Origin of the sequence: Rhodoferax sp. U11-2br, assembly GCF_018619435.1 — a bacterium.
Taxonomy (GTDB): Bacteria; Pseudomonadota; Gammaproteobacteria; order Burkholderiales; family Burkholderiaceae_C; genus Rhodoferax.
Window position 1 is genome coordinate 63,519 of sequence record NZ_JAHFZF010000010.1, and the last position, 23,024, is coordinate 86,542.

24 protein-coding genes and 1 tRNA gene are annotated in these 23,024 nt (G+C 61.2%); 10 read left to right on the forward strand and 15 right to left on the reverse strand.

Annotation, left to right across the window (positions count from 1 at the left end; genetic code table 11):
* Positions 1-75: 75 nt before the first annotated feature.
* The 3 genes from miaB to KKO72_RS08710 all read right to left on the reverse strand — a co-directional run bounded on the left by miaB (position 76) and on the right by KKO72_RS08710 (position 3,287).
* Positions 76-1,416, reverse strand: a complete 1,341-nt coding sequence (miaB, locus tag KKO72_RS08700) for a tRNA (N6-isopentenyl adenosine(37)-C2)-methylthiotransferase MiaB (RefSeq protein ID WP_214937392.1) — start codon at positions 1,414-1,416, stop codon at positions 76-78.
* Between the two features lie 140 nt (positions 1,417-1,556).
* Positions 1,557-1,994, reverse strand: coding sequence for a hypothetical protein (locus KKO72_RS08705; RefSeq protein ID WP_251140546.1), 438 nt, complete (start codon positions 1,992-1,994; stop codon positions 1,557-1,559).
* 45 nt (positions 1,995-2,039) lie between these two features.
* On the reverse strand, positions 2,040-3,287 hold the full coding sequence (locus KKO72_RS08710; protein WP_214937394.1) for a DEAD/DEAH box helicase: 1,248 nt from the start codon (positions 3,285-3,287) through the stop codon (positions 2,040-2,042).
* Positions 3,288-3,465: 178 nt separating this feature from the next.
* On the opposite strand from KKO72_RS08710, the gene KKO72_RS08715 reads away from it, so the two are divergent.
* Positions 3,466-3,792 carry a DUF6172 family protein gene (locus KKO72_RS08715; RefSeq protein WP_214937396.1) on the forward strand — a complete coding sequence of 109 codons (327 nt, stop codon included), beginning with the start codon at positions 3,466-3,468 and terminating at the stop codon, positions 3,790-3,792.
* Between the two features lie 17 nt (positions 3,793-3,809).
* Here KKO72_RS08715 and KKO72_RS08720 read toward each other — a convergent pair whose 3' ends face one another.
* The 10 genes from KKO72_RS08720 to KKO72_RS08765 all read right to left on the reverse strand — a co-directional run bounded on the left by KKO72_RS08720 (position 3,810) and on the right by KKO72_RS08765 (position 13,949).
* Positions 3,810-4,940, reverse strand: coding sequence for an ABC transporter permease (locus KKO72_RS08720; RefSeq protein ID WP_214937397.1), 1,131 nt, complete (start codon positions 4,938-4,940; stop codon positions 3,810-3,812).
* Positions 4,940-6,127 carry an ABC transporter permease gene (locus KKO72_RS08725; RefSeq protein WP_214937399.1) on the reverse strand — a complete coding sequence of 396 codons (1,188 nt, stop codon included), beginning with the start codon at positions 6,125-6,127 and terminating at the stop codon, positions 4,940-4,942. Before KKO72_RS08725 ends, KKO72_RS08720 begins: the two co-directional genes overlap by 1 nt.
* 22 nt (positions 6,128-6,149) lie before the next feature.
* Positions 6,150-7,133: an HlyD family secretion protein gene (locus tag KKO72_RS08730; RefSeq protein ID WP_214937400.1), complete on the reverse strand. Its 984-nt coding sequence runs from the start codon at positions 7,131-7,133 to the stop codon at positions 6,150-6,152.
* The gene (locus tag KKO72_RS08735; RefSeq protein ID WP_214937402.1) at positions 7,130-8,530 is read right to left on the reverse strand and encodes a TolC family protein; all 1,401 of its coding nucleotides are present in this window, start codon (positions 8,528-8,530) and stop codon (positions 7,130-7,132) included. Before KKO72_RS08735 ends, KKO72_RS08730 begins: the two co-directional genes overlap by 4 nt.
* Before the next feature lie 95 nt (positions 8,531-8,625).
* On the reverse strand, positions 8,626-9,069 hold the full coding sequence (locus tag KKO72_RS08740) for a hypothetical protein (protein ID WP_214937404.1): 444 nt from the start codon (positions 9,067-9,069) through the stop codon (positions 8,626-8,628).
* A gap of 216 nt (positions 9,070-9,285) precedes the next feature.
* Positions 9,286-9,362: transfer RNA gene (locus tag KKO72_RS08745), tRNA-Met, on the reverse strand.
* Positions 9,363-9,417: 55 nt separating this feature from the next.
* Entirely contained in the window at positions 9,418-10,197 is a 780-nt protein-coding gene (locus tag KKO72_RS08750; RefSeq protein WP_214937405.1) for an enoyl-CoA hydratase, read from the reverse strand.
* Positions 10,198-10,270: 73 nt separating this feature from the next.
* Complete coding sequence (locus KKO72_RS08755; RefSeq protein WP_214937407.1) at positions 10,271-12,070, reverse strand: M61 family metallopeptidase; 1,800 nt, start codon at positions 12,068-12,070, stop codon at positions 10,271-10,273.
* Positions 12,071-12,082: 12 nt separating this feature from the next.
* Positions 12,083-12,805 (reverse strand): DsbC family protein, encoded by a 723-nt coding sequence (locus KKO72_RS08760; RefSeq protein WP_214937409.1) that lies wholly within the window; start codon positions 12,803-12,805, stop codon positions 12,083-12,085.
* A gap of 22 nt (positions 12,806-12,827) precedes the next feature.
* A complete protein-coding gene (locus tag KKO72_RS08765; RefSeq protein WP_214937411.1) occupies positions 12,828-13,949 on the reverse strand; it encodes an FAD-dependent monooxygenase in 1,122 nt (373 codons plus the stop codon).
* 111 nt (positions 13,950-14,060) lie between these two features.
* Here KKO72_RS08765 and ychF point away from each other — a divergent pair, with 111 nt between their 5' ends.
* A complete protein-coding gene (ychF, locus tag KKO72_RS08770) occupies positions 14,061-15,152 on the forward strand; it encodes a redox-regulated ATPase YchF (protein WP_214937493.1) in 1,092 nt (363 codons plus the stop codon).
* Between the two features lie 84 nt (positions 15,153-15,236).
* Here ychF and KKO72_RS08775 read toward each other — a convergent pair whose 3' ends face one another.
* Positions 15,237-15,707 carry a YqaA family protein gene (locus KKO72_RS08775; RefSeq protein ID WP_214937412.1) on the reverse strand — a complete coding sequence of 157 codons (471 nt, stop codon included), beginning with the start codon at positions 15,705-15,707 and terminating at the stop codon, positions 15,237-15,239.
* Positions 15,708-15,912: 205 nt separating this feature from the next.
* Here KKO72_RS08775 and dusB point away from each other — a divergent pair, with 205 nt between their 5' ends.
* The 4 genes from dusB (at position 15,913) to KKO72_RS08795 (ending at position 19,685) form a co-directional block, all read left to right on the forward strand.
* Entirely contained in the window at positions 15,913-16,956 is a 1,044-nt protein-coding gene (gene dusB / locus KKO72_RS08780; protein WP_214937414.1) for a tRNA dihydrouridine synthase DusB, read from the forward strand.
* Complete coding sequence (locus tag KKO72_RS08785; RefSeq protein ID WP_078366538.1) at positions 16,953-17,189, forward strand: helix-turn-helix domain-containing protein; 237 nt, start codon at positions 16,953-16,955, stop codon at positions 17,187-17,189. The genes dusB and KKO72_RS08785 overlap by 4 nt, the downstream gene beginning before the upstream one ends.
* 85 nt (positions 17,190-17,274) lie before the next feature.
* Positions 17,275-18,873 carry a bifunctional phosphoribosylaminoimidazolecarboxamide formyltransferase/IMP cyclohydrolase gene (gene purH, locus KKO72_RS08790; RefSeq protein WP_214937416.1) on the forward strand — a complete coding sequence of 533 codons (1,599 nt, stop codon included), beginning with the start codon at positions 17,275-17,277 and terminating at the stop codon, positions 18,871-18,873.
* A 422-nt stretch (positions 18,874-19,295) separates the two neighbouring features.
* A complete protein-coding gene (locus tag KKO72_RS08795) occupies positions 19,296-19,685 on the forward strand; it encodes a hypothetical protein (protein ID WP_214937417.1) in 390 nt (129 codons plus the stop codon).
* A gap of 257 nt (positions 19,686-19,942) precedes the next feature.
* Here the strand turns inward: KKO72_RS08795 and hemL are convergent, their stop codons facing one another.
* Positions 19,943-21,253, reverse strand: coding sequence for a glutamate-1-semialdehyde 2,1-aminomutase (gene hemL / locus KKO72_RS08800; RefSeq protein WP_214937419.1), 1,311 nt, complete (start codon positions 21,251-21,253; stop codon positions 19,943-19,945).
* A 244-nt stretch (positions 21,254-21,497) separates the two neighbouring features.
* On the opposite strand from hemL, the gene KKO72_RS08805 reads away from it, so the two are divergent.
* From KKO72_RS08805 to KKO72_RS08820, 4 genes are read left to right on the forward strand one after another with little or no spacing between them, the layout of a single operon-like run.
* Positions 21,498-21,671 carry a rubredoxin gene (locus KKO72_RS08805; protein ID WP_143541778.1) on the forward strand — a complete coding sequence of 58 codons (174 nt, stop codon included), beginning with the start codon at positions 21,498-21,500 and terminating at the stop codon, positions 21,669-21,671.
* Between the two features lie 48 nt (positions 21,672-21,719).
* A complete protein-coding gene (locus tag KKO72_RS08810; RefSeq protein WP_371736853.1) occupies positions 21,720-22,121 on the forward strand; it encodes a PleD family two-component system response regulator in 402 nt (133 codons plus the stop codon).
* Positions 22,118-22,501, forward strand: coding sequence for a PleD family two-component system response regulator (locus tag KKO72_RS08815; protein ID WP_371736854.1), 384 nt, complete (start codon positions 22,118-22,120; stop codon positions 22,499-22,501). Before KKO72_RS08810 ends, KKO72_RS08815 begins: the two co-directional genes overlap by 4 nt.
* A complete protein-coding gene (locus KKO72_RS08820; RefSeq protein WP_214937422.1) occupies positions 22,498-23,022 on the forward strand; it encodes a chemotaxis protein CheW in 525 nt (174 codons plus the stop codon). The genes KKO72_RS08815 and KKO72_RS08820 overlap by 4 nt, the downstream gene beginning before the upstream one ends.
* Positions 23,023-23,024: the final 2 nt, after the last annotated feature.

The following is a 23,024-nucleotide window of genomic DNA, read 5'->3' on the forward strand; positions in this document are numbered from 1 at the left end:
GTTGTCCTATTGACATCACAAATTGGCCTATGGTCCTTATATAAACTGGTCTAGTAGCTTTAGTTTGTATAGCAATCAGGCGGTCGCGGACTCGCTGGTCAACACGTCACCGCGCAGGGTGTAGGTGCGCGTTTCGGTGATGGCCACATCCACCATCTGGCCAACCAGCCGTGGTTGGCCGACAAAATTGACCACGCGGTTGCATTCGGTGCGGCCCATCAGCTCACCACCGTCGCGTTTGGACGCGCCTTCCACCAGCAGGCGTTGTGTGGTGCCGACCAGGCTGGCGCTGATGCGCGCCATGTTGTCATTGATGTTGGCCTGCACCTGTTGCAGCCGGCGCAGTTTCACCTCGTGCGGGGTGTCATCCGCCAGGTTGGCTGCCGGTGTGCCGGGGCGTGGGCTGAAGATGAAGCTGAAACTGTTGTCAAAGCCGATGTCGTCCATCAGCTTCATGAGTTTGCTGTGGTCCTCCTCGGTTTCACCCGGAAAACCGACGATGAAGTCGGAACTGAGCGCCATGTTGGGCCGGATCGCGCGCAACTTGCGCACCGTGCTTTTGTATTCCATGGCGGTGTAGCCGCGTTTCATGGCCATCAGGATGCGGTCCGAGCCGTGTTGCACCGGCAGGTGCAGGTGGCTGACCAGCTTGGGTAACTTGTCATAGGCGGCGATCAGCGCCGGGGTGAACTCGTTGGGGTGGCTGGTGACATAACGGATGCGCTCGATGCCGGGGATGTCGGACACGTATTCGAGCAGGGTGGCAAAGTCCGCCATCTCGCTCGTGTCACCCATCGGCGCACGCCAGGCGTTGACGTTCTGGCCGAGCAGGGTGATTTCCTTGACGCCCTGGTCGGCCAGGCCAGCCACCTCCACCAGCACGTCCTCAAACGGGCGGTGCACCTCTTCACCGCGGGTGTAGGGCACCACGCAGTAGCTGCAGTATTTGGAGCAACCTTCCATGATCGACACAAAGGCGCTGGCACCGTCCACCCGCGCGGCGGGCATGTGGTCAAACTTCTCGATCTCAGGAAAGCTGATGTCCACCTGGGAGCGGTTCAGGCGGGCGCGCTCGTCAAGCATCTGCGGCAGGCGGTGCAGCGTCTGCGGGCCAAACACCACGTCCACATAGGGTGCACGCGCGATGATGGCCTCACCTTCCTGGCTGGCCACACAACCACCCACACCAATGAGTGCGCCCTTTTTCTTGAGGTGTTTGACCCGGCCCAGGTCGGAGAACACCTTCTCTTGTGCCTTCTCGCGCACCGAGCAGGTGTTGAACAGGATCAGATCGGCTTCCTCGACGTTGTCGGTGGGCTCGTAACCTTGTGCGGCGCCGAGCACATCGCTCATCTTGTCCGAGTCGTACTCGTTCATCTGGCAGCCGTAGGTTTTGATAAAGACTTTTTTGCTCATGCTGTGGGTATCCGGTAAAACTATGTTGTTTGTAGCTATAAGCCCTTATTTCATAAGGGCTAGAGGCCAATTTTGCCAATGAAGTGAAAGACCGGGCGCCACCTGCTGACGCGGTGTGCCCGGACCCGGCCGCAGTGTGGCTACTGGCTGGCCGCTGGCTCGGGATGGCGGGCCGTGCGGTCCTGGTCCGATCCGAAGCGGATGTTGGTCAGGGTCTCCAGACCGGCACGTTTTTGTTGGGCCTCGGTCGGCGTCAGGATCCAGACTTCGTGAATCAGGCCCTGCGGGTCAGCCACGTAGTTCACCAGCAGCTCTTTGCCGACCAGGCTGGCCGACATCACGATCAGGTTTTTGGTGTCCTTGATGCGTGCGCCGGGGGACAGGCGTCGCGGTTTGCGGTCAAGCAGGATGTTCGGCGGCGCGGTGACCTCCAGCAAACCCCGCAATGCCTTGGGTGGGAAATCGCGCTTCGCCAAGCCCTGCGCCTCGGCCACACCGGGCAGCAGGCAGGCGGCGCCCATCAGGCACAAGGCCAGGACCAGCAAGGGGGTTTTGAACTGCAGAAGCCAGCGTTTCATGGTGTACATCCAGAGGCTGTGAAAGAAAGCCCGGATTTTAATGGGTCACTTTCCGTACCCGGCGGCAGCGCGCAACTTGTCCTTTTTGCTCGGGCGTTTGCCCTTGATCCCACCATTGCCCGGGGCGTCGGGCGCGCTCGATTCGGGTGGGGCAACTTCTTGCGCCTCAAAGCCGGGCTCGCTTTCCAGCGTCACGGTCAACTGGTTGCGTTTCTGGATCAGCCGCCAGTGCGCACTGGATTCGGCGCAAACAAAACTCAGGGCCAGCCCGGGCTCACCTGCGCGGCCGGTGCGGCCAATGCGGTGGGTGTAGTCCTGGGTCGAACGTGGCAGGTCAAAGTTGACCACCACCGGCAAGCCCACAATGTCCAGCCCACGCGCCGCCACATCGGTGGCCACCACCACCTGCAGGCGCTCAGCCTTGAAGTCGGTCAGCACCTGGCTGCGTTTGCCCTGGCTCAGTTCGCCATGGAAGGGCTCGGCGGTGAGCCCACCTTTGCGCAATTTGTCGGCCACGATCTCGGCGGCAAACTTGGTGGCGACAAACACCAGGGTGCGTTCCCAGCTGTTCTGCTTGATCAGGTGGCGCAGCAGCTGGGTGCGTTGGGGCGTGTCGACGGCGATGGCACGCTGGACAATCTCCACTGGTTGTTGTTGGCTGGCATCCACCTCGACTCGCACCGCGTTGTGCAGCAGTGTGTTGGCCAGGGCTTGTACGACCGGGCTGAAGGTGGCCGAGAAAAACAGGTTTTGCCGCTGGGTTGGCAGCAGCGCCAGCACCTGGGCCAGTTCCTCAGCAAAGCCCAGGTCGAGCATGCGGTCAGCCTCGTCAAGCACCAGCAGCTTGACCTGGTCGAGTTTGAGGGCGTTGTGTGCCAGCAGGTCCAGCAGCCGACCCGGTGTGGCCACCACCACGTCGGTACCTCCGCGCAAGCCCATCATTTGCGGGTTGATCGAGACACCGCCAAAAAACACAGACACCTTGACCCGCTGTGGCAAGTGCTGCGCCAGCGACTGGATCACCTCACCGACCTGGGTTGCCAGCTCCCGCGTGGGCACCAGCACCAGGGCCTGTGCTGGGCGCACCCGGCTCGTGCTGGCTTGTAAACGCTGCAACAGCGGCAGGGCAAAGGCCAGGGTTTTGCCGGAGCCGGTCTGCGCCGAGCCCAGCACATCCTGGCCCGCCAGGGCGGGAGGAATCGCGCCTTGCTGGATCGGGGTCGGGCTGCTGTGGCCCAGTTGGGAAAGCGCGGCCAGCAGGGCGGGCGAAAGGCCCAGGGAGGGAAACGTCATGGTGTGCTCAAAGAGTCAAAAAGGGTGGCGGGCCGAGGGATGGCGCAGCATCAAGGGCGCAGGTGTAACACAAGCGGGCGGGGTTTTGGCCACCGATGTGGGGGCAAGCCGCATAATCGACCCCCTGCGAATCCTGTGAGCCTGTGGGGCTCGGGTTCAGATTGATGCAAAGGACACCGTGAAAAAAACATTCAAAATCAACATCGAAGGCAAAAACCGCGACCGCGTGCTGGACGCCACCAAACACGAAATTCGCCAGTACATGAAGCGCGAGCGCAACAAGGCTTTGCCCGAGGGTGTCGATTTCTGGGACTTTGACTGCCGATTTGGCCGCAGTGAGGAGAGTGCCGAGGCCGTGCATGTGGCCAACATCACGGCCCTGATCGATGCGGCAGCGTCAGACGGTGCCGATGCTTTTTATCTGGAGTTGCTGGCCAAACCGGGTGTGCGCAAGGCACGTGCGCCCTCTGACCAAGGCGGCGGCGAGCCGTCTTTGGACGATTGAGTCGTTGAAATAGCTGCTCAGGGTTGGCGCAGACGCGTGACCCGCAGCAGCCAACCGCCACAACCCAGCGCCAACAGGCTCAACAGCCCCAGCAACCCGGCCACATCCGACAGAGGTGCCCCCATCTGGTTGAGTTTGAGCGAGGCCTGGATCCCGGCAGTGCTCGGAAACAGCCAGCGCAGATGCTGCAGAAGGGCTGGCAAGGACTCACTGGGCCACGAAAAACCCGAGACAAAAATCACCGGCAGCGCGGTGAACAACAACACCTGCAAGGCCCGTTCGCGGTTGCCAAACCACACCCCCAGCAAGGCGCCGAGGGTGCAGATGGCTGGGACATAACAGGCCAGCAGCACCAGCGCACCGCCTGGGTTGCCACCCCGTGGGAAGTCCTGCAACACATAGATCCAGCCAAAGTACAGCAGCCCGTTGGCCCAGCCGACTGTGCAAAATGCTAGCAGTCGGCCCATCCAGGTTGGGGTATCAGCACGTTTTTGACCCGTTTCACACCACAAGCCTACCAGCATGCCCACGCCCATCAGCAGGGTCTGCTGCAGGATCAGCAAGGCCACGGCGGGCACCACATAACTGCCATAGCCTTCCGTCGGGTTGAACAAGGCCACCAACAGGGTGCTGATCGGGTTGCGGCTGGCCTGGGCCTGCCGCTTGCCTTGCCCAGCGGCCTCCAGTTTGGCGATCTCAACCCCGGCAGACACGGTGCCAATGGCTTCTGAGAACCCGTACGACACCGCTTTGTTGAGCAGCGCGTAGCTGCCGTTGGCCTGCACCGTGACGACGGTCGGGGTGCCGCGCAGCACGCTGCGCTTGAGGTCGCGTGGCAGAACAGCAAAACCTTCGATCTCACCGGCCCACAGGGCTTGTTGCGCGGCATGTTCGTCGCCTGTGATCAGGCGCACCTCAACACGTGGGCTGGCTTGCACATAACGCGTTATCTGGCGCGAGAGATTGCTGTGGTCCAGATCCACCACCGCCACCGGCACGCGGGTCACGACCTGGGTGCCATAAGGCCAGGGGTAAAAAAAGCCATAGATCAGCGGCGCCAGGCCCAAAATCAGCACCACACCTTTGTCGTGTGCTATGGTTTTTAGCGTGGCCAGCCAGGCCTGCCACAGTCTGGACCACGCGTTCATCAGCGGCCACCCCAACGCGCTGGCTGCCGCGTTGCCTGCACCAGCAGCCGCGCCGACAAAGCCCCCAGCACAGCGGTGGCCAGCCACAGACCGACCAAACTCAGGCTGCTGTAGCGCAGCGGCGCGCCCATTTGCAGTTGCTCCATCTGCAGCCGGATGTAATGGGTGTAGGGCAACAACTCAGCCCAGCCGCGCGCCAGCACCGGCATCGACTGCAGCGGAAACCCCACCCCGCTGAAGGCAAAGGCGGGCGCAGTGATAAAGCCGGTGGCCGAAAGTGCAGTGCGTAAAGACAGCGTACCCGCCGCGACTGCCGCACCCATCACCAGGGACAAGGCCAGCAGGCCCCACAAGCCCAACAGCACCCAGGCCAATGAGCCCGGCGGAAACCAGCCACGCCCCCAGGTCAGTCCCAGCAAACTGGCCGTGCCCACCAGACCCAGGCTGATGACGGGCCAGGCCAGCTTGCCCAGCAGGGCGGCAGCAGCACCTGACCAGCCCGGTGAATCACCCAGCCACTGACCCAGCGTGGCATCACGCAGCTCGCGCCCTACGGCCCAGGCCCCGGCGGTCATGGCCAGGATGTGCAACAGCGCCGGGATCAGCGCGGCGGCCAGAAACTGTTCGTAGTTGAGTGAGACGTTGAACAGGGTCACCAGCTGCGTCTGGATCGGCTCCATCGCCACCCGCGTCAACAACGCAGGCTGGCCACGTTTGTTGCGTGCGCTCATCTCGATACCGGCGGAGAGGGTGGCCACCGCCGTGCGCACATCACGCTGGATCAGGCCCGAATGCGTGCCCAGCTGGGCGTTGTGCAACAGGGTGACCTGCGCTGCCTGGCCGAGCTTGACTTGGCGTGAAAAGTCGGCAGGGATGCTCACCACCGCATAGACCTCGGTACGTCGCAGCGCCTGCGTGGCCTGCGCGGTGTCGTCGTAACTGGCCACCAGTTTCAGGCCCGGCGTGGCCGACAAAAAGCGTTCCAGCTGGCGCGACAGGGCCGAATGGTCCTGGTCCATCAGGCCAATCGGCAGTTGCTGTGGCAGCCCGGCAGAAAAAATCCAGCCCATGACGGCGCAGGCCAGCAAAGGCACCCAGGAGATCATGGCCAGATCCCACGGGCTGCTTCGCAAACGCTTTGCCTCGCGCCGGGCGCTGTTGGTAAAGCTGTGCCAGAAGCTTGTCATGCCACGCTGCTGGGCAGGCAGATCACTGCACCAGCACACTCATGCCGGGGCGAGCGCCGTCGATACGCACCAGTGGCCGGGCCTTGACCTCAAAGGTACGGGCATCAAAACCTTGCCCGGCACGGGTGGCGCGCCAGGTGGCGAAATCGGGCAAAACAGCGGTGTAAAACACCTTGAAGCGCACCTGCTGCTTGCCCAGTGCGGGCAACACCGCGTCAAACTCGCTGCCGTTGGCAAAACGCTGCAGGCGGTCTTCACGCACATTGAGCACCACCCACTGGTCGGCCAGGTCCACCACTGTGACCACCGCCACACCCTGGGCGGAGAGTTCGCCCACCTTGGCCAGCACCTTGGCCACCTCACCGGCCACCGGACTCTTCAACTCGGTTTCGTCCTGGGCCGCTTGCACCTCCGCCACCACACCGCTGACCTGTTGCACCTGGGCCTTGGCGGCGGCCTTGTCTTCGGCACGTGCGCCCGCGCGGGCCAGCTCGTACTGGGCTTTGGCGGCCAGCGCCTGGTCGCGCGAGGTGCTGAAGTTGGCGTAGGCCTCGTCACGTTTCTGGTCGGCCACCAAACCGTCTTTGGCCAGACCGGCCACACGTTTGTACGACACCTCGGCCAGCTCAGCGGCTGACTGGGCACGCTGCCACTGCAGCCGCGCCATCTCGATTTCTTGTGGACGGGCACCAGCCTGGGCCTTGTCGGACAGGGCCTGTGCCGCCTGCTGGGCACCGGTGGCCTGGGCCAGCTTGGCGCTCACTTCCGGGCTGTGGGTGCGCATCAGGAGGCTGCCCACGCTGACCTGGTCCCCCTCTTGCACCAGCACCTCGGCGATGCGGGCCGTCACTTTGGGCGCAATGTCGGTTTCATGCGCCTCCATCTGGCCTTGAAACACTTCCGGTGCGGGCTGGCTGGCTTGCCAGAACCCATAGGCCAGAAGAGCCACCACGGCAGCGGCCGCAACGCCCAGTGCAAGTTTTTTCACGGGTCGGCTTGTTGTCATGATCCCTCTATCCTCACATCGGCGCGGCTGGCATAACGGCTGAAGCTGTCAGACAGGCCGCAGCTCTCGAGCAAACTGGCCAGTGCCAGCACATAGTCGTAGGCCACCTGGGCGCGTTCGGTTTCCACCTTGACCAGGTTGACGTCGGCATCCATCAGCTCCAGCACGGTGCCGGTGCCTTCGCGCAAGGCGGCGCGGCGCAGGCGCAGCACCTCTTTGGCCAGGGTCACACCGGGCTCGGTGGCCAGAAACTGGCGCCGTGTCTGTTCGAGCTGGCGCCAGTTTTTCTCGACCAGCAGGCTGATGTCGCTGCGTGCTTGTTGCTCGGTGCGTTGAGCTTGTTCAATCTGCTTGGCTGAGGCGGCAGCCAGCAGGTCGCGGTCGACCGCATCAAACAGCGTCCAGCGCACCCCGACCCCGGCCACCCAATCGGCCTGGCCGGTTTGCAACTCACGCTGGCCAAAGGCAAACACCTGGGGTTTGCGCAAACCTTCCTGACCTTGGTGCAACTGCTCGGCCTGCGCCTGTTTGGCCGCCACCTTGGCCAGCCCGGGGTGGCGCGAGAGCGCCTCCGACAAAAAATGGGTTAGCGGCTCCACCGGCTGGGTCAACACAAACAGCGGGGTGGCTGGTGTCACCATCGTCTCCATCTGCAGGGTGCGTGCCAGGGCCACGGCAGCCAGTTCGGCATCACTGCGGGCTTTCTGGGCCTGGCGCCGGGCTTCTTCGAGCGCGACCTGTGCCTGCAGCCGTTCGACCCGCGAGATCACGCCTGAGGCCAGCATCTTGGCGGTCGCCGCATCGTGTTGACTGATGTCATCCAGCGCCGCCTGGCGCAAACCAGCGGCCCGGGCGCTGAGCTGGGCGCCAAAATAACGCTGCACCAGTTGGGTCATCAGCGCTTGGCCGGTTTTATCGGCATCGGCACGGGCTTCGTCGCCTTGCGCCTGCACAAAACCACGCACCGAGTCGGCCACACCACCGGTGTAGAGCGGCCAGACGAAGGAGATGTTTTTGGTGGTGCCGGTGTCCGAGCGGTTGTAGGTATAGCTTGATGGAAACTGCGGCAGGCTGATGCCCATGGACTGCAGCGATGCGGGCAGCAACTGGCCGATCTGGGACAGGCTCTTGTTGACCGTGTCCAGATTCACATCCAGGTTCAGGTTGTAGGCGTACGCAGCGGCGCTCAGCTGCACCACCGGCCCGCCCAGACCCTGGAGGCCTTGGGACTGCAGGGTTTTGCTGTCGACACCGGCCTGGGCCGCAGCCAGCTGGTCGGAGCCGGATTGAAGACGGTCCCAGGCCGATTCAAAGGTCAGCGAAGGCGTTTGCGCCTGGGCCAACGCAGACAGCGTGATCAAGAGCCCCGCAGACAACAGACCAAGGTGGGGTTTCATGGATCAGTTTTGGGTTGGTTGGTGCGGTGGTTTGGCCACAAGGGTATCAGAGCCGCGGGCCCCACAAGAGCGGGTCGGCGATTGGCTTCACCACTTTAATGGTCTGGCACATGTTGCCGCCATTCGCCGGTGCGGATCAGTCGCTCGATTTCGCGCGCTGCGCGCGCCTGCAGGTATTTCCAGGTGCCGGGTTGTTCGGTCGGGATGGTCTGGCAGGCTTCACAGTGCAGCGCCACCGATTGCGACTGGTTACCAGCTCGTCCGCCCAGTTCTTCGTAGACCAGCAGGGCGTTGCAGTTGGGGCAGTAGGGTTTCAAGGCCATGGGCAGGTCTGCCGGGCTGTTCCAGCGCCAGACCGAACCCAGATAGGTCAGCTGCTTGAACAGGCGTCGGCTGCTTTTTCGGTACTGCAGATAACGCCAGCCCAGGAAAAACACGGCCAGCACCGACGGGATGCTGGCCAGGTAGGCCACCCAGTTGGGCCACTGTGAGGGCGTTTTGAGGTGTTGCCACAGCGGCTCGATGGTGGGCTGAGCCATGGCCCAGACTGGCACAAGCTCCTGCCTGAACCACGCGGCCGCACCCACAGCAGCCAGCAGAACAACGCCCAACCAGACGCTGGCACCTATCCTTTTTTTCCGATCAGACAAACCCAATACCTCCGATGTAGAGCAACGCCATGGACTGGGCGTAAGACAACAAAAAACCCGCCAGGCTGGAGAGCGTGCGGGTTTTTGAGGTTTCCTGAAAAATCTTGGTGGTGATAGGTGGATTTGAACCACCGACATCAGCATTATGAATGCTGCGCTCTAACCAGCTGAGCTATATCACCAACGAGGCAAGATTATAGCGGGAAGAAATGGCCTTTTGGCAAACTGGGTTGTCCGTTATTGGTGGCTGAAGTTGGCTTTGCGTTTGTTGACGAAGGCGTCCATGCCTTCTTTCTGGTCGGCCGTGGCAAACAAGGCGTGGAACAGGCGGCGCTCAAACATCACACCGTCACTCAAGCTGCCTTCAAACGCGCGGTTGACCGACTCCTTGGCCGCCATGACCGCGATTTGTGAGAACTCGCTGATCATCAGGGCCGCGCCCAGGGCCTCGTCCATCAGCTTGTCCAGCGGCACCACACGGCTGACCAGCCCGGCGCGTTCGGCCTCCACCGCGTCCATCATGCGGCCGGTGAGGGCCATGTCCATGGCTTTGGCCTTGCCGACAGCGCGTGGCAGGCGTTGTGTGCCACCGGCGCCGGGGATGATGCCGAGTTTGATCTCGGGCTGGCCAAATTTGGCGTTGTCGGCGGCGATGATGAAGTCACACATCATCGCCAGTTCACAACCGCCGCCCAGCGCAAAACCGCTCACTGCGGCAATCACCGGTTTGCGCACGCTGCGGATTTGTTCCCAGTTGCGGGTGATGAAGTCGCCCTTGTAGGCGTCGGCAAAGCTGTAGCTGGCCATGGCGCCGATGTCGGCACCGGCGGCAAAGGCTTTTTCGCTGCCGGTGATGACCGTGCAGGCAATGGCGCTGTCCGCGTCAAAGGCCTGCAGCGCGGCGCCCAGCTCGCTCATCAGCTGGTCGTTGAGCGCATTGAGCTGTTTGGGCCGGTTCAGGGTGATGATGCCGACCTTGCCAGCTTCCACACGCACGGTGATCAGTTCGTAGCTCATGCTGACTCCTTGGTGAATACAAACGCTTGAGTAAAAAAATGGCCTGTCGCCCTTATTCCAAAAGGGCTGATAGCTATTGTTTTTGGGTTTCCAGCCAGGCCGCCAGCTGCGGGCTCAGGCTTGCCGAGAGTTTGACCTGGGTGACGCCTTTGGTCAAACGGACTGGCAAGTGCATCAGGCGTTGGTCACGCGCCACCAGCGCCTGGAACGCATGGGTCAGGTCCACGTACAGCGGTAGTTCATCCAGTTTGTTGAGGCGCCAGCCACCAGCTGTTTTACCTTTGCCCGCTGCGGGCAACACCGCCAGCCACTCGTCACCCGCAGCAAACCCGGCCGTCTCGGCGGCGCTGCCACGTAACACGGTCTTGATACGAACACCTCCTGACTCGGTGAGCTTGAGGCCGAGCTGATCGGCCAGGCCCGCAGCCTCTTCCAGATAGTCCACCCCCTGCGCACGCAGCAGGGCCTGCAGCGGCAGCTCGGCCGTGCTGTGCACCCAGGTTGCCAATCTGTCTGCATAAGACTCGCCCGAGAGTTCCTGCAACACGGCCAGCACGTCGGCCTCGGTCATCGGGCCGCCCTGGCAGCGTTGCCACAGTGTCCGCATCACCGCGTCCAGACTGGTTTTGCCGCCCTGGCGCAGGCTCATGTCCAGGCACAGTGCCACCAGCGCGCCCTTGGTGTAATAACTGATGGTGGCGTTGGGGCTGTTTTCGTCCTGCCGGTAGTACTTGACCCAGGCGTCAAAACTGGCTTGCGCCACCGTTTGCACCAAGCGCCCCGGGCTTTGCAGCACGACATTGATGTTTTTGCACAGCAGCGCCAGGTAGGTGGCGTTGTCGATCAGGCCAGCGCGGCGCAGCAGCAGGTCGTCGTAATAACTCGTGAAGCCTTCAAAAAACCACAACAGCTCGGTGTAGTTCTCGCGTCCATAGTCATAACGGGTCAACTCGGCCGGGCGCAGACGCTTGACGTTCCAGGTGTGGAAATACTCGTGGCAAATCAGGCCCAGCAGGTTGGTGTAGCCGTCAGTGGCGCTCAACGTGTGGCTCTGGCCGATGCGTGGCAGGTCTGCACGTTTGCAGATCAGCGCGGTGCTGTGGCGGTGCTCCAGCCCGCCATAACTGTTGTCCACCGCGTTGAGCATGAATACATACCGGTCATGCGGTGGGCGGTTCTTGGCACTGCGTGACTTGCCTTTGGTCGGCTTGCCGTGCCAGAACGTCATTTCGGCTTCACAGATGGCCTGGGTGTCGGCCAGCAGGCGCGCGCCGTCAAAGCTGGCGCAGGCACCGGCCACCACAAAACGGTGCTCCACCCCGCCAGCGCTGAAACTGCCGCTCCAGAAGGCGCCCATCTCCACCGGTGAATCGACCAGTTCGTCGTAGTTCTCGGCCAAGTAGCTGCCAAAACCTTTGGGAGTGGTTTTTTCAGGCCGCAGCGCGGTCGCCACCTGCCAGTCGCTTGGCAGGCCATCGTTGGCGAGCTTCAGTTGATGGGCTTGGTCTTCCTGGCCGTGCACCCGCAGGCACAGGCTGGTGCCGTTGAAAAAGCCACGTTGGGCGTCCAACCAGGCGGTGCGCACCGAGTTGTCAAAGGCATACACCTGGTAGTTCAGGCTCAGCGGTTTGCCAGCCTGGCAGTCGATCTGCCAGCTGTTTTTGTCGAGCTGGGTGATGGCCAGAGTCTTTTTGCCCTGGCGGGCGCTCAAATTCTGCATGTGTTTGGCAAATTCACGCACCAAGTAACTGCCTGCAATCCACACCGGCAGGCTCACCACCTGTTGGGCGGCGGGGCTAGGGATGTTCAGTGTGATGTCAAACAGGTGGGCGTGTAAGTTGTGTGCGCTGATCTGGTAGTGGATGGCTTGCATGGGTTGTCTCTGTTAGCTGCCTGCCTGGTCGAGTTGTTTTTCCACCTGCTCCGGGCCAATCGCGCCCGGCACCCGGGTGCCGTCGGCAAATATCAGGGTCGGTGTGCCGTTGATCTTGTGTTTTTTGCCCAACTGCACATTGCGGTCTACCGCAGCGGTATCACATTTGGCGCTGCTGGGCTCCACCCCTTTGAGCATCCAGTCGCTCCAGGTCTTGGCCTTGTCTTTGGCGCACCAGATGGTTTTGCTCTTGTCGACCGAGTTCGGCCCCAACACCGGGTAGAGGAACATGTAGACCGTCACATTGTTGATCTGTTGCAGGCCTTCCTCGAACCGTTTGCAGTAGCCGCAGTTGGGGTCCTCAAACACCGCCAGCTTGCGTTTGCCGTTGCCACGTACGATGGTGAAGGCGTCCTTGAACGGCAGGCTGTCGAACTGGATGGCGCTGAGTTTGTCCACCCGCTCTTCGGTCAGGTTGCGGCGCTGTTTGGTGTCGATCAGGTTGCCCTGGATCAGGAAGTCGCCTTGGGCGTCGGTGTACAGGATGTCGGTGCCGTTGATACGCAGCTCGTAGACACCGGCGATCGGTGTTTTATTAACTTCGTCGATCTTGCCGAGTTGGGGCACACGTTCACCCAGGTTTTTGCGGATGGCCGCCTCTTGTGCCAAGGCGCTGGTGAGGGTGCAGGTGGCCAGCAGCGCGGCGCAGGTGATCAGGTGAGAGAGTCGTTTCATTGTGGCTCCGGTCAAAAAAGGTTCAAAGGCCCATGGCGTAACGCGCTGCCCATTGTTTGGCCTGGCCGCTGCGCTCAAAACCGTTCATGCCCCAGTTGCGCAGGGCCTGCCAGTTGGGGCTGTTCCGGGAAAACAGCCGTTGCAGGCCGTCCATGGCCAGCGCGGTGGTGCCCACCTCGGCACGGCGTGCACGCTCGTACTGGCGCAGCAGCTTGGGGTCGTTGACCGGGCGCCAGTAGGCGCGGTTTTGCAGAATGCGCGCCAACTCAGCCGCGTCACCCAGGCCCAGGTTGAGCCCTTGCCCGGCCAGCGGGTGCACCGCATGGGCGGCGTCACCGGCCAGCGCCCAAGCCTGGCCGTTGGCCGTGTGGCCGATCCAACGGCTGGCTTGAGCGGCCTGCAAGGGCCAGGCCACGCGCGGGCTGGCCAGTTTCAACTGGCCCAGACAGTGCTGGCTGACTTGCCCCAGCTCGGCACAAAAGTCATCGTCGCTGGCTGCCATCAGGGCCTCCACCCGGTTCTCCTGCACCGACCAGACGATGCCCACGCTGTGGCCCTGTTCACCCTCGAGTGGCAAAAAGGCCAGGATCTCGCCTTGCGTGAACCACTGGCGTGCGGTCTGGCCGTGGGCCTGTTCGGTGCTCAGGCGCGTCGCAATCGCACGCTGGCTGTAGCGTGTTGTCTCAAACGCCACACCCAGCTCGGCCCGGGTGGCGCTGTTTTTGCCTTCACACACCACCATCAGGCTGGCGGGTGCCGGGCTGTCCAGCAGCTCGATCTGCGGCTGAAAACGCACCGCCTCGGCCAGCCGGGCCTCCAGCAGCGGCACATCCACAATCCAGGTCAGGGCGGGGACATCCAGCGCTGGTGCCGAGAAGTTGACCTCACCGCCATCGTCACCCAACACCTGCATGTGGGTGACGGCGGTGGCGTGTTGGGCGTCCGGCCAGCAGCGCACTGACTCCAGCAGCGCCCTGGACTTGGCATTCAAGGCGTAGGCGCGCACATCCGCAGCGCTGGCGGCGGGCTGGGCCGGTGGTTTGGCTACCAGGGCCACCTTCAGGCGTTCACGTGCCAGCAACAGGGCCAGGGTGTGGCCCACAATGCCGCCGCCCCGGATGCAGATGTCATATTGGTGTTTCATGGCGGATGATTGTAGAAGTGCCCCGGCAGCCTCATGGATAATCCAGGGTTTAGCCAGTCTGGCCGCTTGCGCCAGTTTGGCCCTGCGCCAGAGCGCCCCCAACTCGTTAGGATTTTTATGAAATGTGGCATCGTGGGCTTGCCCAACGTCGGTAAATCGACCCTGTTCAACGCACTCACCAAGGCGGGCATTGCTGCGGAGAACTACCCCTTTTGCACGATTGAGCCCAATGTGGGCATTGTGGAAGTGCCGGACGCGCGGCTGGACGCCTTGTCCGCCATCGTGAACCCGCAAAAAGTGCAGCGCGCCATTGTTGAGTTTGTGGACATTGCGGGTCTGGTGGCCGGTGCCAGCACCGGTGAAGGCCTGGGCAACAAGTTTTTGGCCCACATCCGCGAAACCGATGCCACCATCAACGTGGTGCGCTGTTTTGAGGATGACAACGTGGTGCACGTGTCCGGCAAGGTCGATCCGATCTCCGACATCGAGGTGATCCAAACCGAGTTGTGCCTGGCCGACCTGGCTGCCGTGGAAAAAGCCCTGCACCGTGTGACCAAGCTGGCGCGCTCGGGGGACAAAGAATCGGCCAAACTGGTGGCGATTCTTGAAAAATGCCAAGTGGCGCTTAACGAAGCCAAACCGGTGCGCACACTCGATTTCAGCAAGGAAGAGTTGCCGTTGCTCAAGCAGTTTTTCCTGATCACCGCCAAACCCGCGATGTTTGTGGCCAATGTGGCCGAAGACGGCTTCACCAACAACCCGCTGCTGGACCGGCTGACCGCCTACGCCAACGCGCAAAACGCACCGGTGGTGGCGATCAGTGCCAAGCTGGAGGCCGAAATGGCCGAGATGAGTGACGAGGACCGCCAGATGTTCCTGGAAGAGCTCGGCCTGCACGAGCCGGGTCTGAACCGCCTGATCCGCTCGGCCTACGACCTGCTGGGACTGCAAACCTACTTCACCGCCGGTGTCAAGGAAGTGCGCGCCTGGACCATTCACAAAGGCGACACCGGCCCGCAAGCGGCCGGTGTGATTCACACCGACTTCGAGAAGGGCTACATCCGCGCCCAGACCATCGCTTATGAAGACTTCATCGCTTTCAAAGGTGAACAAGGCGCCAAGGATGCCGGCAAGATGCGCGCCGAAGGCAAGGACTATGTTGTCAAGGATGGCGACGTGATGAACTTCTTGTTCAGTTCCTGATACTGCTATAAGCCAGATTAGCCTCTGGCCCTTATTTAATAAGGGCTGATAGCTATGAGGAATGCAGTGGTGTGTGACGGTGGCTCAACCGCCAAACGCACCCACCAGCACCGCCGTCATAGTCAGGTAGCGGGCAAACTTGCCAATGGCCATGTAGACCAGGCAGGGCCAGAACGGCAGTTTGAGCCAGCCCGCCACCGCACACAGCGGGTCGCCCACCACCGGCAGCCAGGCCAGCAGGCAGGCTTTGGGGCCAAGTTTTTCGAGCCAGGCCAGCGCCCGCAGGTGGTGGGGTGAATGCTGGTAACGGTCCACCACCTTGTGGGAGGCCAGGCCCATCCACCAAGTTAACGCGCCGCCCAAGGTGTTGCCCAGCGTGGCCACCCCGATGGCTGGCCAGAACAGATGTGGGTTGAGCTGGACCAGGCCAAACACCGCTGGCTCGGAGCCCATGGGCAGCAGGGTGGCCGACACAAAGGCCACCACAAACACGCTGCTCAGGCCGTACTGCGGCAAGGCCAGCCAGTTGAGAAGGGGGTCGATCCAGGCGTCCATGGGTGGCCGAGTATAGGAAGGCCCGGATTGGCCTTGGCCGGTATGGGTTTGCGCCCTGGCGCGCTGCCTGGTGTTTGGGTGCCGCTTTTTTAAGCAGTTAGAATGCCTGTCTATCCCGGCAAGTACCTGCGCCCAGCCCCACGCTGGTTGACATGTCTTGCCGGTCAATCATTGGCGTTTCCCCAGTTTTTCTTTTTTTGCCAGCATGAACATCGGCCCTTATTTGCTGCCCAATGCTTATTTTGTGGCGCCCATGGCAGGCGTCACCGATCGCCCGTTTCGCCAGCTGTGCAAACGCCTGGGCGCGGGTTATGCGGTGAGTGAGATGGTCACCAGCCGTCCCGATTTACAAGCCTCCGCCAAAACCAGCCGACGGGTCAACCATGCCGGTGAATCCGGTGTGATTGCGGTGCAGATTGCCGGCACCGAGCCGGCCATGATGGCCGATGCCGCGCGTTACAACATCGACCACGGCGCCCAGGTGATTGACATCAACATGGGTTGTCCGGCCAAAAAGGTGTGCAACAAATGGGCCGGTTCGGCCCTGATGCAAGACGAGCCGCTGGCCCTGCAGATTGTGGAAGCCGTGGTGCAGGCCTGTGCGCCTTTGGGCGTGCCGGTCACACTCAAGATGCGAACCGGCTGGGACCAGTCACACAAAAACGCGGTGCAACTGGCGCGTGCCTTTGAGTTGGCCGGGGTGCAGATGCTCACCGTGCATGGCCGCACACGCGAGCAGGGTTACAAAGGCCAGGCCGAATACAGCACCATCGCCGAGGTCAAGGCCGCCGTGTCTATCCCGGTGGTCGCCAATGGTGACATTGATAGCCCGCACAAAGCGCGCGCTGTGCTCGACGCCACCGGCGCCGACGCCATCATGATTGGCCGCGCCGCGCAGGGCAGGCCGTGGATCTTCCGCGAGATCGCCCACTTTTTGGACACCGGCACGCTGCTGGCGCCGCCGCTGGTGGGCGAGGTCAAGCACCTGATGCTGGACCACCTGCAAGACCATTACAGCCTCTATGGCGAGTACCTGGGCGTGCGCACCGCGCGCAAACACATCGGCTGGTACGTCAAGTCGCTGCCCGGTGGCGATTTGTTTTGTTCCCACATGAACACCTTGGATGACGGCGCCCAGCAGTTGGCCGCCGTTGCCTACTTTTTTGATGCGCTGCACGAGCGCATGGACCGGCTGCCCGCGCGCGCCACCCCCGAAGGAAACCGTTTGAATCTGGAGAAGACACCATGAAACCCATGCACATCGCCGAATGTGTGCGCAGCAACGTCGAAGGCTACCTGTGTGATCTGGGCGGCAGCGAGCCCGACGGCATGTACGACATGCTGATCAGTGTGGTCGAGAAACCGCTGTTGGAGGTGGTGATGCAACGCGCCGACAACAACCAGTCCAAAGCCGCCCAGTGGCTGGGTCTTAACCGCAACACCTTACGCAAAAAACTGCTCGAACACAAACTCATCGATTGATAGCTGCCAGCCCTTGATAAATCAGGGCTAGAGCCTGTTTTTTATTCCAATTCAAGCCACTTTCCTTTCCAACCACCCCGACACCATGAACGCACTTCTTTCCGTCTCTGACAAAACCGGCATCGTCGAATTTGCCCAGGCCTTACACGCGCTGGGCATCAAGCTGATCTCCACCGGCGGCACCGCCAAGCTGTTGGCCGATAGCGGTTTGCCGGTGACCGAGGTGGCTGGTGTCACCGGTTTCCCCGAGATGCTCGATGGCCGTGTCAAAACCCTGCACCCCAAGGTGCACGGCGGCCTGCTGGCGCGCCGCGATCTGCCCGAACACATGGCCGCGCTCAAGGCCTATGCCATCGACACCATTGACTTGGCGGTGATCAACCTCTACCCGTTTGAGGCCACCGTGGCAAAACCCGGTTGCACGCTTGAAGACGCCATCGAGAACATCGACATCGGTGGCCCGGCCATGGTGCGCAGCGCTGCCAAAAACTGGAAAGATGTGGGTATCCTGACCGACGCATCCCAATACCCGCAGGTGCTGGCCGAACTCAAAGCCGACGGTAAGCTGACCCTGGCCACCAAGTTTGCGCTGAGTGTGGCCGCCTTTAACCGTGTCGCCCAGTACGACGCCGCCATCAGCAACTACCTGTCCGCCATCACCTTTGACGAAGCGGTGAGTGCTCCGGTGCCCGCGCTGTTCCCGGCCCAGGCCAACAGCAACTTCATCAAGTTGCAGGACCTGCGTTACGGCGAAAACCCGCACCAGAGCGCTGCCTTCTACCGCGACCTGTACCCGGCGCCTGGTTCTCTGGTCACCGCCGTGCAGCTGCAAGGCAAGGAGCTCAGCTACAACAACATCGCCGATGCCGACGCCGCCTGGGAATGTGTCAAGAGTTTTGACGCGGCCAAGGACGGCGCCGCCTGCGTCATCGTCAAACACGCCAACCCCTGCGGTGTGGCTGTGGGTGTGGACGCGCTGCAGGCCTACAGCAAAGCCTTCCAGACCGACCCGACCTCCGCGTTTGGCGGCATCATTGCCATCAACTGCACGCTGGACGAGGCGGCTGCGCTACAGATGTCGAAGCAGTTCATCGAGGTGCTGATGGCCCCGGACTTCACGCCCGAGGCACTTGCGGTGTTCAAGACCAAGGTCAATGTGCGTATCCTCAAGATCGCGCTGCCACCCGGTGGCGCCACCGACTGGGCCAATGGCCGCAATGCGATGGACATCAAACGCGTCGGCTCCGGCCTGCTGATGCAAACCGCCGACAACCATGAACTGACCCTGGCCGATCTGAAAGTGGTCACCAAGGTGCAACCGACAGCCGAGCAGTTACAAGACCTGTTGTTTGCCTGGAAGATCGGCAAGTTCGTCAAGAGCAATGCCATCGTCTTCTGCAAAGGTGGCATGACCATGGGTGTGGGCGCTGGCCAAATGAGCCGCCTTGACTCGGCTCGCATTGCCAGCATCAAGGCGCAGGCCGCGGGCCTGAGCCTGGCTGGCACCGCAGTCGCCAGCGACGCCTTCTTCCCGTTCCGCGACGGCCTGGACGTGGTGGTGGATGCAGGCGCCACCTGCATCATCCAGCCCGGCGGCTCGATGCGCGACCAGGAAGTGATCAACGCAGCCAACGAACGTGGTGTGGCTATGGTGTTTTCCGGCGTGCGGCATTTCAGGCATTGAGCTGAGTGGTTTGAAAGCAAAAGGCTGACCTGGCGGTTGGCCTTTTTTTTTGCCTTGTTGCGGCTTATTCAAGCGGTCAAAGACATGGGGCCTGTCAGTTGTGTCCACGGGAGGCTGGGAATGGGTTGGGGCGGCGGCCTCATACTGTCAAAGGCCCAGAAATCGGCCGCCACCCCAACCCATCCCCTGCTGGCGAGCGACGTTGGTGCTCGGACGAGGTCACCCGAGTTCATGGCGCCACCGAAGTCTGGTTGGCGGCGGGAGCGGAAATCCAGGTCGTTGGTCCAATTTGGATCTTATTGGTGTGGTGCTGATGATGGTGTCTTAGCCCCATCTCAGGTCTGCCAGAATGCTTACTTTCGTGTCACAAAGTCGAACGAAAGTAAAAAAGTGAGGCGACAAACCTTATTTAGGAGGATCTCATGCCCACCGACCGGTTCTGTGCATCTACCCAGTACAACGACCTTAAAGGATCAGTGGCGGCCGACCGAGCAGATATCGAATCGATGGAATGTTGGCTTAGGGATCGAGCACTGCTAGTTGACGGAGAGCGAATTTTGGGGATGAGCCTGGATTATGGGGAGTTGCCAGCGAGCGGCGAGACATCAGTTCATGCTGTTTTTTTGGTGGCGCCGATTGACACCAATCTCAATTTGCGTATCCCCGGCGAGGAGGATCCGCCCACAATCGTTGTACGCCAAATAGAACGAAACTTGTCCCTCCGTGACTTCTTTCGATTTTTCAAAAGGTTGAATATGACGCTATCGGATACCGGTGAGTTTGAGGGGCGTAAATACTCCTACTTTCTCTAACTCAATTGCCGCTACGTAGCCCTTCGCTACAGCGGAGCGTCAGCATCAAAATAGTCAATCAGATGACTTGGATGGCAGTTGGCTGAATATTGGGAAGGCGGCTATCAGCCTAAAACGGATCCAGTGTCGCTAACCCACTGCTTACCTTGCGCAGGGCAATACGCATAGCGAAGACATGGACCCACAAAAAAGCGGCCATTGGCCGCTTTTTGCATGGAATTGGCCTCCAGCCCTTATTTTAAAAGGGCTGGTAGCTATTACTTCGGAAGCAACTTGAATATCTCACGCGCCGCCGCCACTGAGGTCGCAATGTCCTCGTCGGTGTGCGCGGCACTCACAAACCCGGCTTCGTACAAGGCTGGTGCGATGTAGACGCCGCGGTCCAGCAGGCCGTGGAACAGCTGGTTGAACTTGGCGCCGTTCGTGGTCATGACTTCGCTGTAGGTGCTGGGCAGGGTGCCGAGCAGGAAAAAGCCCATCATGCCGCCCTGGCTGTCGCCGCTGAAGGCCACGCCTTCTGCGGCCGCCGCGCTTTTCAGGCCGCTGATCAGAGACTGGGTCTTGCGGCCCAGTTCGTCATAAAAGCCGGGTCGGCTGATTTCTTTGAGAGTGGCCAGACCGCAGGCGGTGGCAATCGGGTTGCCAGAGAGGGTGCCGGCCTGGTAGACACCACCGAGTGGCGCCAGGTGTTCCATCACGGCCCGTTTGGCGCCAAAAGCCGCCAGCGGCATGCCGCCACCAATCACCTTGCCCATCACCGTGATGTCGGGCTCGAAACCCGGGATGGCTTTGGCGTAGACACTTTGTGCACCACCGAGTGCCACGCGGAAACCGGTCATCACCTCATCCAGGATCAGCAGCGCGCCGTTGGCGGTGCAGAGCTCGCGGCAGCGTTTCATGAAGGGCACGCTGGCGCGCACGAAGTTCATGTTGCCGGCAATCGGTTCGATGATGATGCAGGCAATCTCTTTGCCGTGTTCGGCAAACGCGGCTTCGATCTGCTCGACGTTGTTGTACTCCAGCACCATGGTGTGTTGCACCACCTCAGGTGGCACACCGGCGCTGGTGGGGTTGCCAAAGGTGGCCAGGCCCGAGCCTGCCTTGACCAGCAGCGCGTCGGCGTGGCCGTGGTAACAGCCCTCGAACTTGAGGATGGTTTTGCGGCCGGTGGCGCCGCGTGCCAGGCGGATGGCGCTCATGCCGGCTTCAGTGCCGGAGCTGACCAGCCGCACCATGTCCATGCTGGGCATGATCTTGAGGATTTCTTCGGCCAGTTCCACCTCGCGTTCGGTGGGGGCGCCGTAGGAAAAACCTTCCAGCACCGCTTTTTGCACCGCCTCCACCACCGCCGGGTGGCCATGGCCCAAGATCATCGGTCCCCAGGATCCGATGTAGTCGATGTACTTCTGGCCATTGGCGTCCCAGATGTAGGCGCCCTGGGCGCGGCTGATGAAGCGGGGTGTGCCGCCCACCGCGCGGAACGCCCGCACAGGTGAGTTAACGCCACCGGGGATGACGTGTTTGGCGCGTTCGAACAAGGTCTGGTTGAGGTCGGTGTGAGTGGTCATGGAAAGTGCGCTTCTTGAAAAGATCGGGTAAAAAAGCGGGGCAAGGGGTTCACTGCCAATCGCAGATAGTGCCCACTAAGTCACGCTTCTTGAATTGTCTCTCTCCACACAGTCAGAAGGCTGACATAGCTCAGGGATAAAAGCATCAAGATGCAAATTTCTTGAGGCAGAATAGCGAGCAAGTGGCTTGCCGCGCAGGGCGGCGGACAGGTTTTCCTCCGATCTTTGCAAAGGTGCCTAACCCGTGACCTCGTCAACAACCTGGATGTGTTTGATCTGTGGCTGGATTTATGATGAAACCGTGGGTGATCCTGACAGCGGTGTGCCCGCAGGGACACCCTGGGACAAGGTGCCCTTGAACTGGGCCTGTCCTGAATGTGGCGCCCGCAAGGACGATTTTGAGATGGTGCGGATCTGACACCGCGTTGGTTACCGTTTTCCAACATCAACTCTGGAGATGCATCGGGTGAACACAACCGGTTCCAACTTGAAAATTCTGGTGGTGGATGACAGTAACACCATCCGGCGCAGTGCAGAGATTTTCCTCAAAGCGGGCCAGCATGATGTGATGCTCGCTGAAGACGGGTTTGATGCCTTGTCCAAGGTCAGTGACTATCAGCCCGATCTGGTGTTTTGCGACATCCTGATGCCCCGCCTGGACGGGTACCAGACCTGTGCCATCATCAAACGCAACACCAAGTTTGCCAGTGTGCCGGTGATCATGCTCTCATCCAAGGACGGTGTGTTTGACAAGGCACGTGGCCGCATGGTGGGTGCGCAAGACTACCTGACCAAACCATTTACCAAAGACCAATTGCTCAAAGCTGTGGCGCAATATGCTGCCACCCTACAAGGGGATCCCGCGTGACTATTCGTGAAGTATTGATTGTTGATGACTCCAAAACCGAGTTGATGTTCCTCAGTGGCCTGCTGCAGGACAACGGCCTGTCGGTGCGTACCGCCGAGAGTGGCGACGAAGCCTTGCAACGCCTGGCCGACGCCAAGCCCGACCTGATCCTGATGGATGTGGTCATGCCTGGGCAAAACGGCTTCCAGCTGACGCGCTCGATCCACCGAACACCGGAGTACGCCGAGATTCCGATCATCATCTGTACCAGCAAGAACCAGGAGACCGACCGGGTCTGGGGTTTGCGCCAGGGCGCCAGTGACTACATCACCAAACCTGTCAACGCTCAGGAACTGATGGACAAAATCAAGGCGCTGGGCGGACCCTCCAAACGTCAATGAGCAACAAACAAGCCCTCAGAGACCTGCAAACTCGGCTGGCTGACAGACTCCAGTCAGCCCAGGGGCAATCGGTGTCTGTGGCCTGGCTGGCGGTGCGCTTGGGTGAGGCGCACTACCTGTTGCCGCTGTCGCAATCGGGTGAAATTTTTCCCTTGCCCAGCATCACCCAGGTGCCTTATACCCAGGCATGGTTTTGTGGTGTGGCCAACCTTCGTGGGGGGCTGTATGCTGTGGTGGACCTGCTGGCGCTGATGGGTGACGCAGCGGTACGCAGCGAGCAGGCCTGGGCTCAGGTCCGGCTGGTCACCCTGAATGCCGAGTCGGGGCTCAACTGTGCCCTGGTGCTGGACGGTTTGATGGGGCTGCGCCGCCAAGAGGCTTTCACAGGTGTTGAGCCCGCGCCGGACGGTTCTCCTGCCTGGTTTGGCCATCGTTTGATAGATACATATGGCCAGGTGTGGCAGGAAATCGACCTCTACGCCTTGTCCCAGACCACTGCTTTTTTAAGCATTGGTGCTTGATT

Coding starts and splice junctions, on each gene's coding strand:
- miaB (WP_214937392.1), bottom strand. CDS start 1,416: ATGAGCAAAAAAGTCTTTATCAAAACCTACGGCTGCCAGATGAACGAG.
- KKO72_RS08705 (WP_251140546.1), bottom strand. CDS start 1,994: ATGAAACGCTGGCTTCTGCAGTTCAAAACCCCCTTGCTGGTCCTGGCC.
- KKO72_RS08710 (WP_214937394.1), bottom strand. CDS start 3,287: ATGACGTTTCCCTCCCTGGGCCTTTCGCCCGCCCTGCTGGCCGCGCTT.
- KKO72_RS08720 (WP_214937397.1), bottom strand. CDS start 4,940: ATGAACGCGTGGTCCAGACTGTGGCAGGCCTGGCTGGCCACGCTAAAA.
- KKO72_RS08725 (WP_214937399.1), bottom strand. CDS start 6,127: ATGACAAGCTTCTGGCACAGCTTTACCAACAGCGCCCGGCGCGAGGCA.
- KKO72_RS08730 (WP_214937400.1), bottom strand. CDS start 7,133: ATGACAACAAGCCGACCCGTGAAAAAACTTGCACTGGGCGTTGCGGCC.
- KKO72_RS08735 (WP_214937402.1), bottom strand. CDS start 8,530: ATGAAACCCCACCTTGGTCTGTTGTCTGCGGGGCTCTTGATCACGCTG.
- KKO72_RS08740 (WP_214937404.1), bottom strand. CDS start 9,069: ATGGCTCAGCCCACCATCGAGCCGCTGTGGCAACACCTCAAAACGCCC.
- KKO72_RS08750 (WP_214937405.1), bottom strand. CDS start 10,197: ATGAGCTACGAACTGATCACCGTGCGTGTGGAAGCTGGCAAGGTCGGC.
- KKO72_RS08755 (WP_214937407.1), bottom strand. CDS start 12,070: ATGCAAGCCATCCACTACCAGATCAGCGCACACAACTTACACGCCCAC.
- KKO72_RS08760 (WP_214937409.1), bottom strand. CDS start 12,805: ATGAAACGACTCTCTCACCTGATCACCTGCGCCGCGCTGCTGGCCACC.
- KKO72_RS08765 (WP_214937411.1), bottom strand. CDS start 13,949: ATGAAACACCAATATGACATCTGCATCCGGGGCGGCGGCATTGTGGGC.
- KKO72_RS08775 (WP_214937412.1), bottom strand. CDS start 15,707: ATGGACGCCTGGATCGACCCCCTTCTCAACTGGCTGGCCTTGCCGCAG.
- dusB (WP_214937414.1), top strand. CDS start 15,913: ATGAACATCGGCCCTTATTTGCTGCCCAATGCTTATTTTGTGGCGCCC.
- KKO72_RS08785 (WP_078366538.1), top strand. CDS start 16,953: ATGAAACCCATGCACATCGCCGAATGTGTGCGCAGCAACGTCGAAGGC.
- purH (WP_214937416.1), top strand. CDS start 17,275: ATGAACGCACTTCTTTCCGTCTCTGACAAAACCGGCATCGTCGAATTT.
- KKO72_RS08795 (WP_214937417.1), top strand. CDS start 19,296: ATGCCCACCGACCGGTTCTGTGCATCTACCCAGTACAACGACCTTAAA.
- hemL (WP_214937419.1), bottom strand. CDS start 21,253: ATGACCACTCACACCGACCTCAACCAGACCTTGTTCGAACGCGCCAAA.
- KKO72_RS08820 (WP_214937422.1), top strand. CDS start 22,498: ATGAGCAACAAACAAGCCCTCAGAGACCTGCAAACTCGGCTGGCTGAC.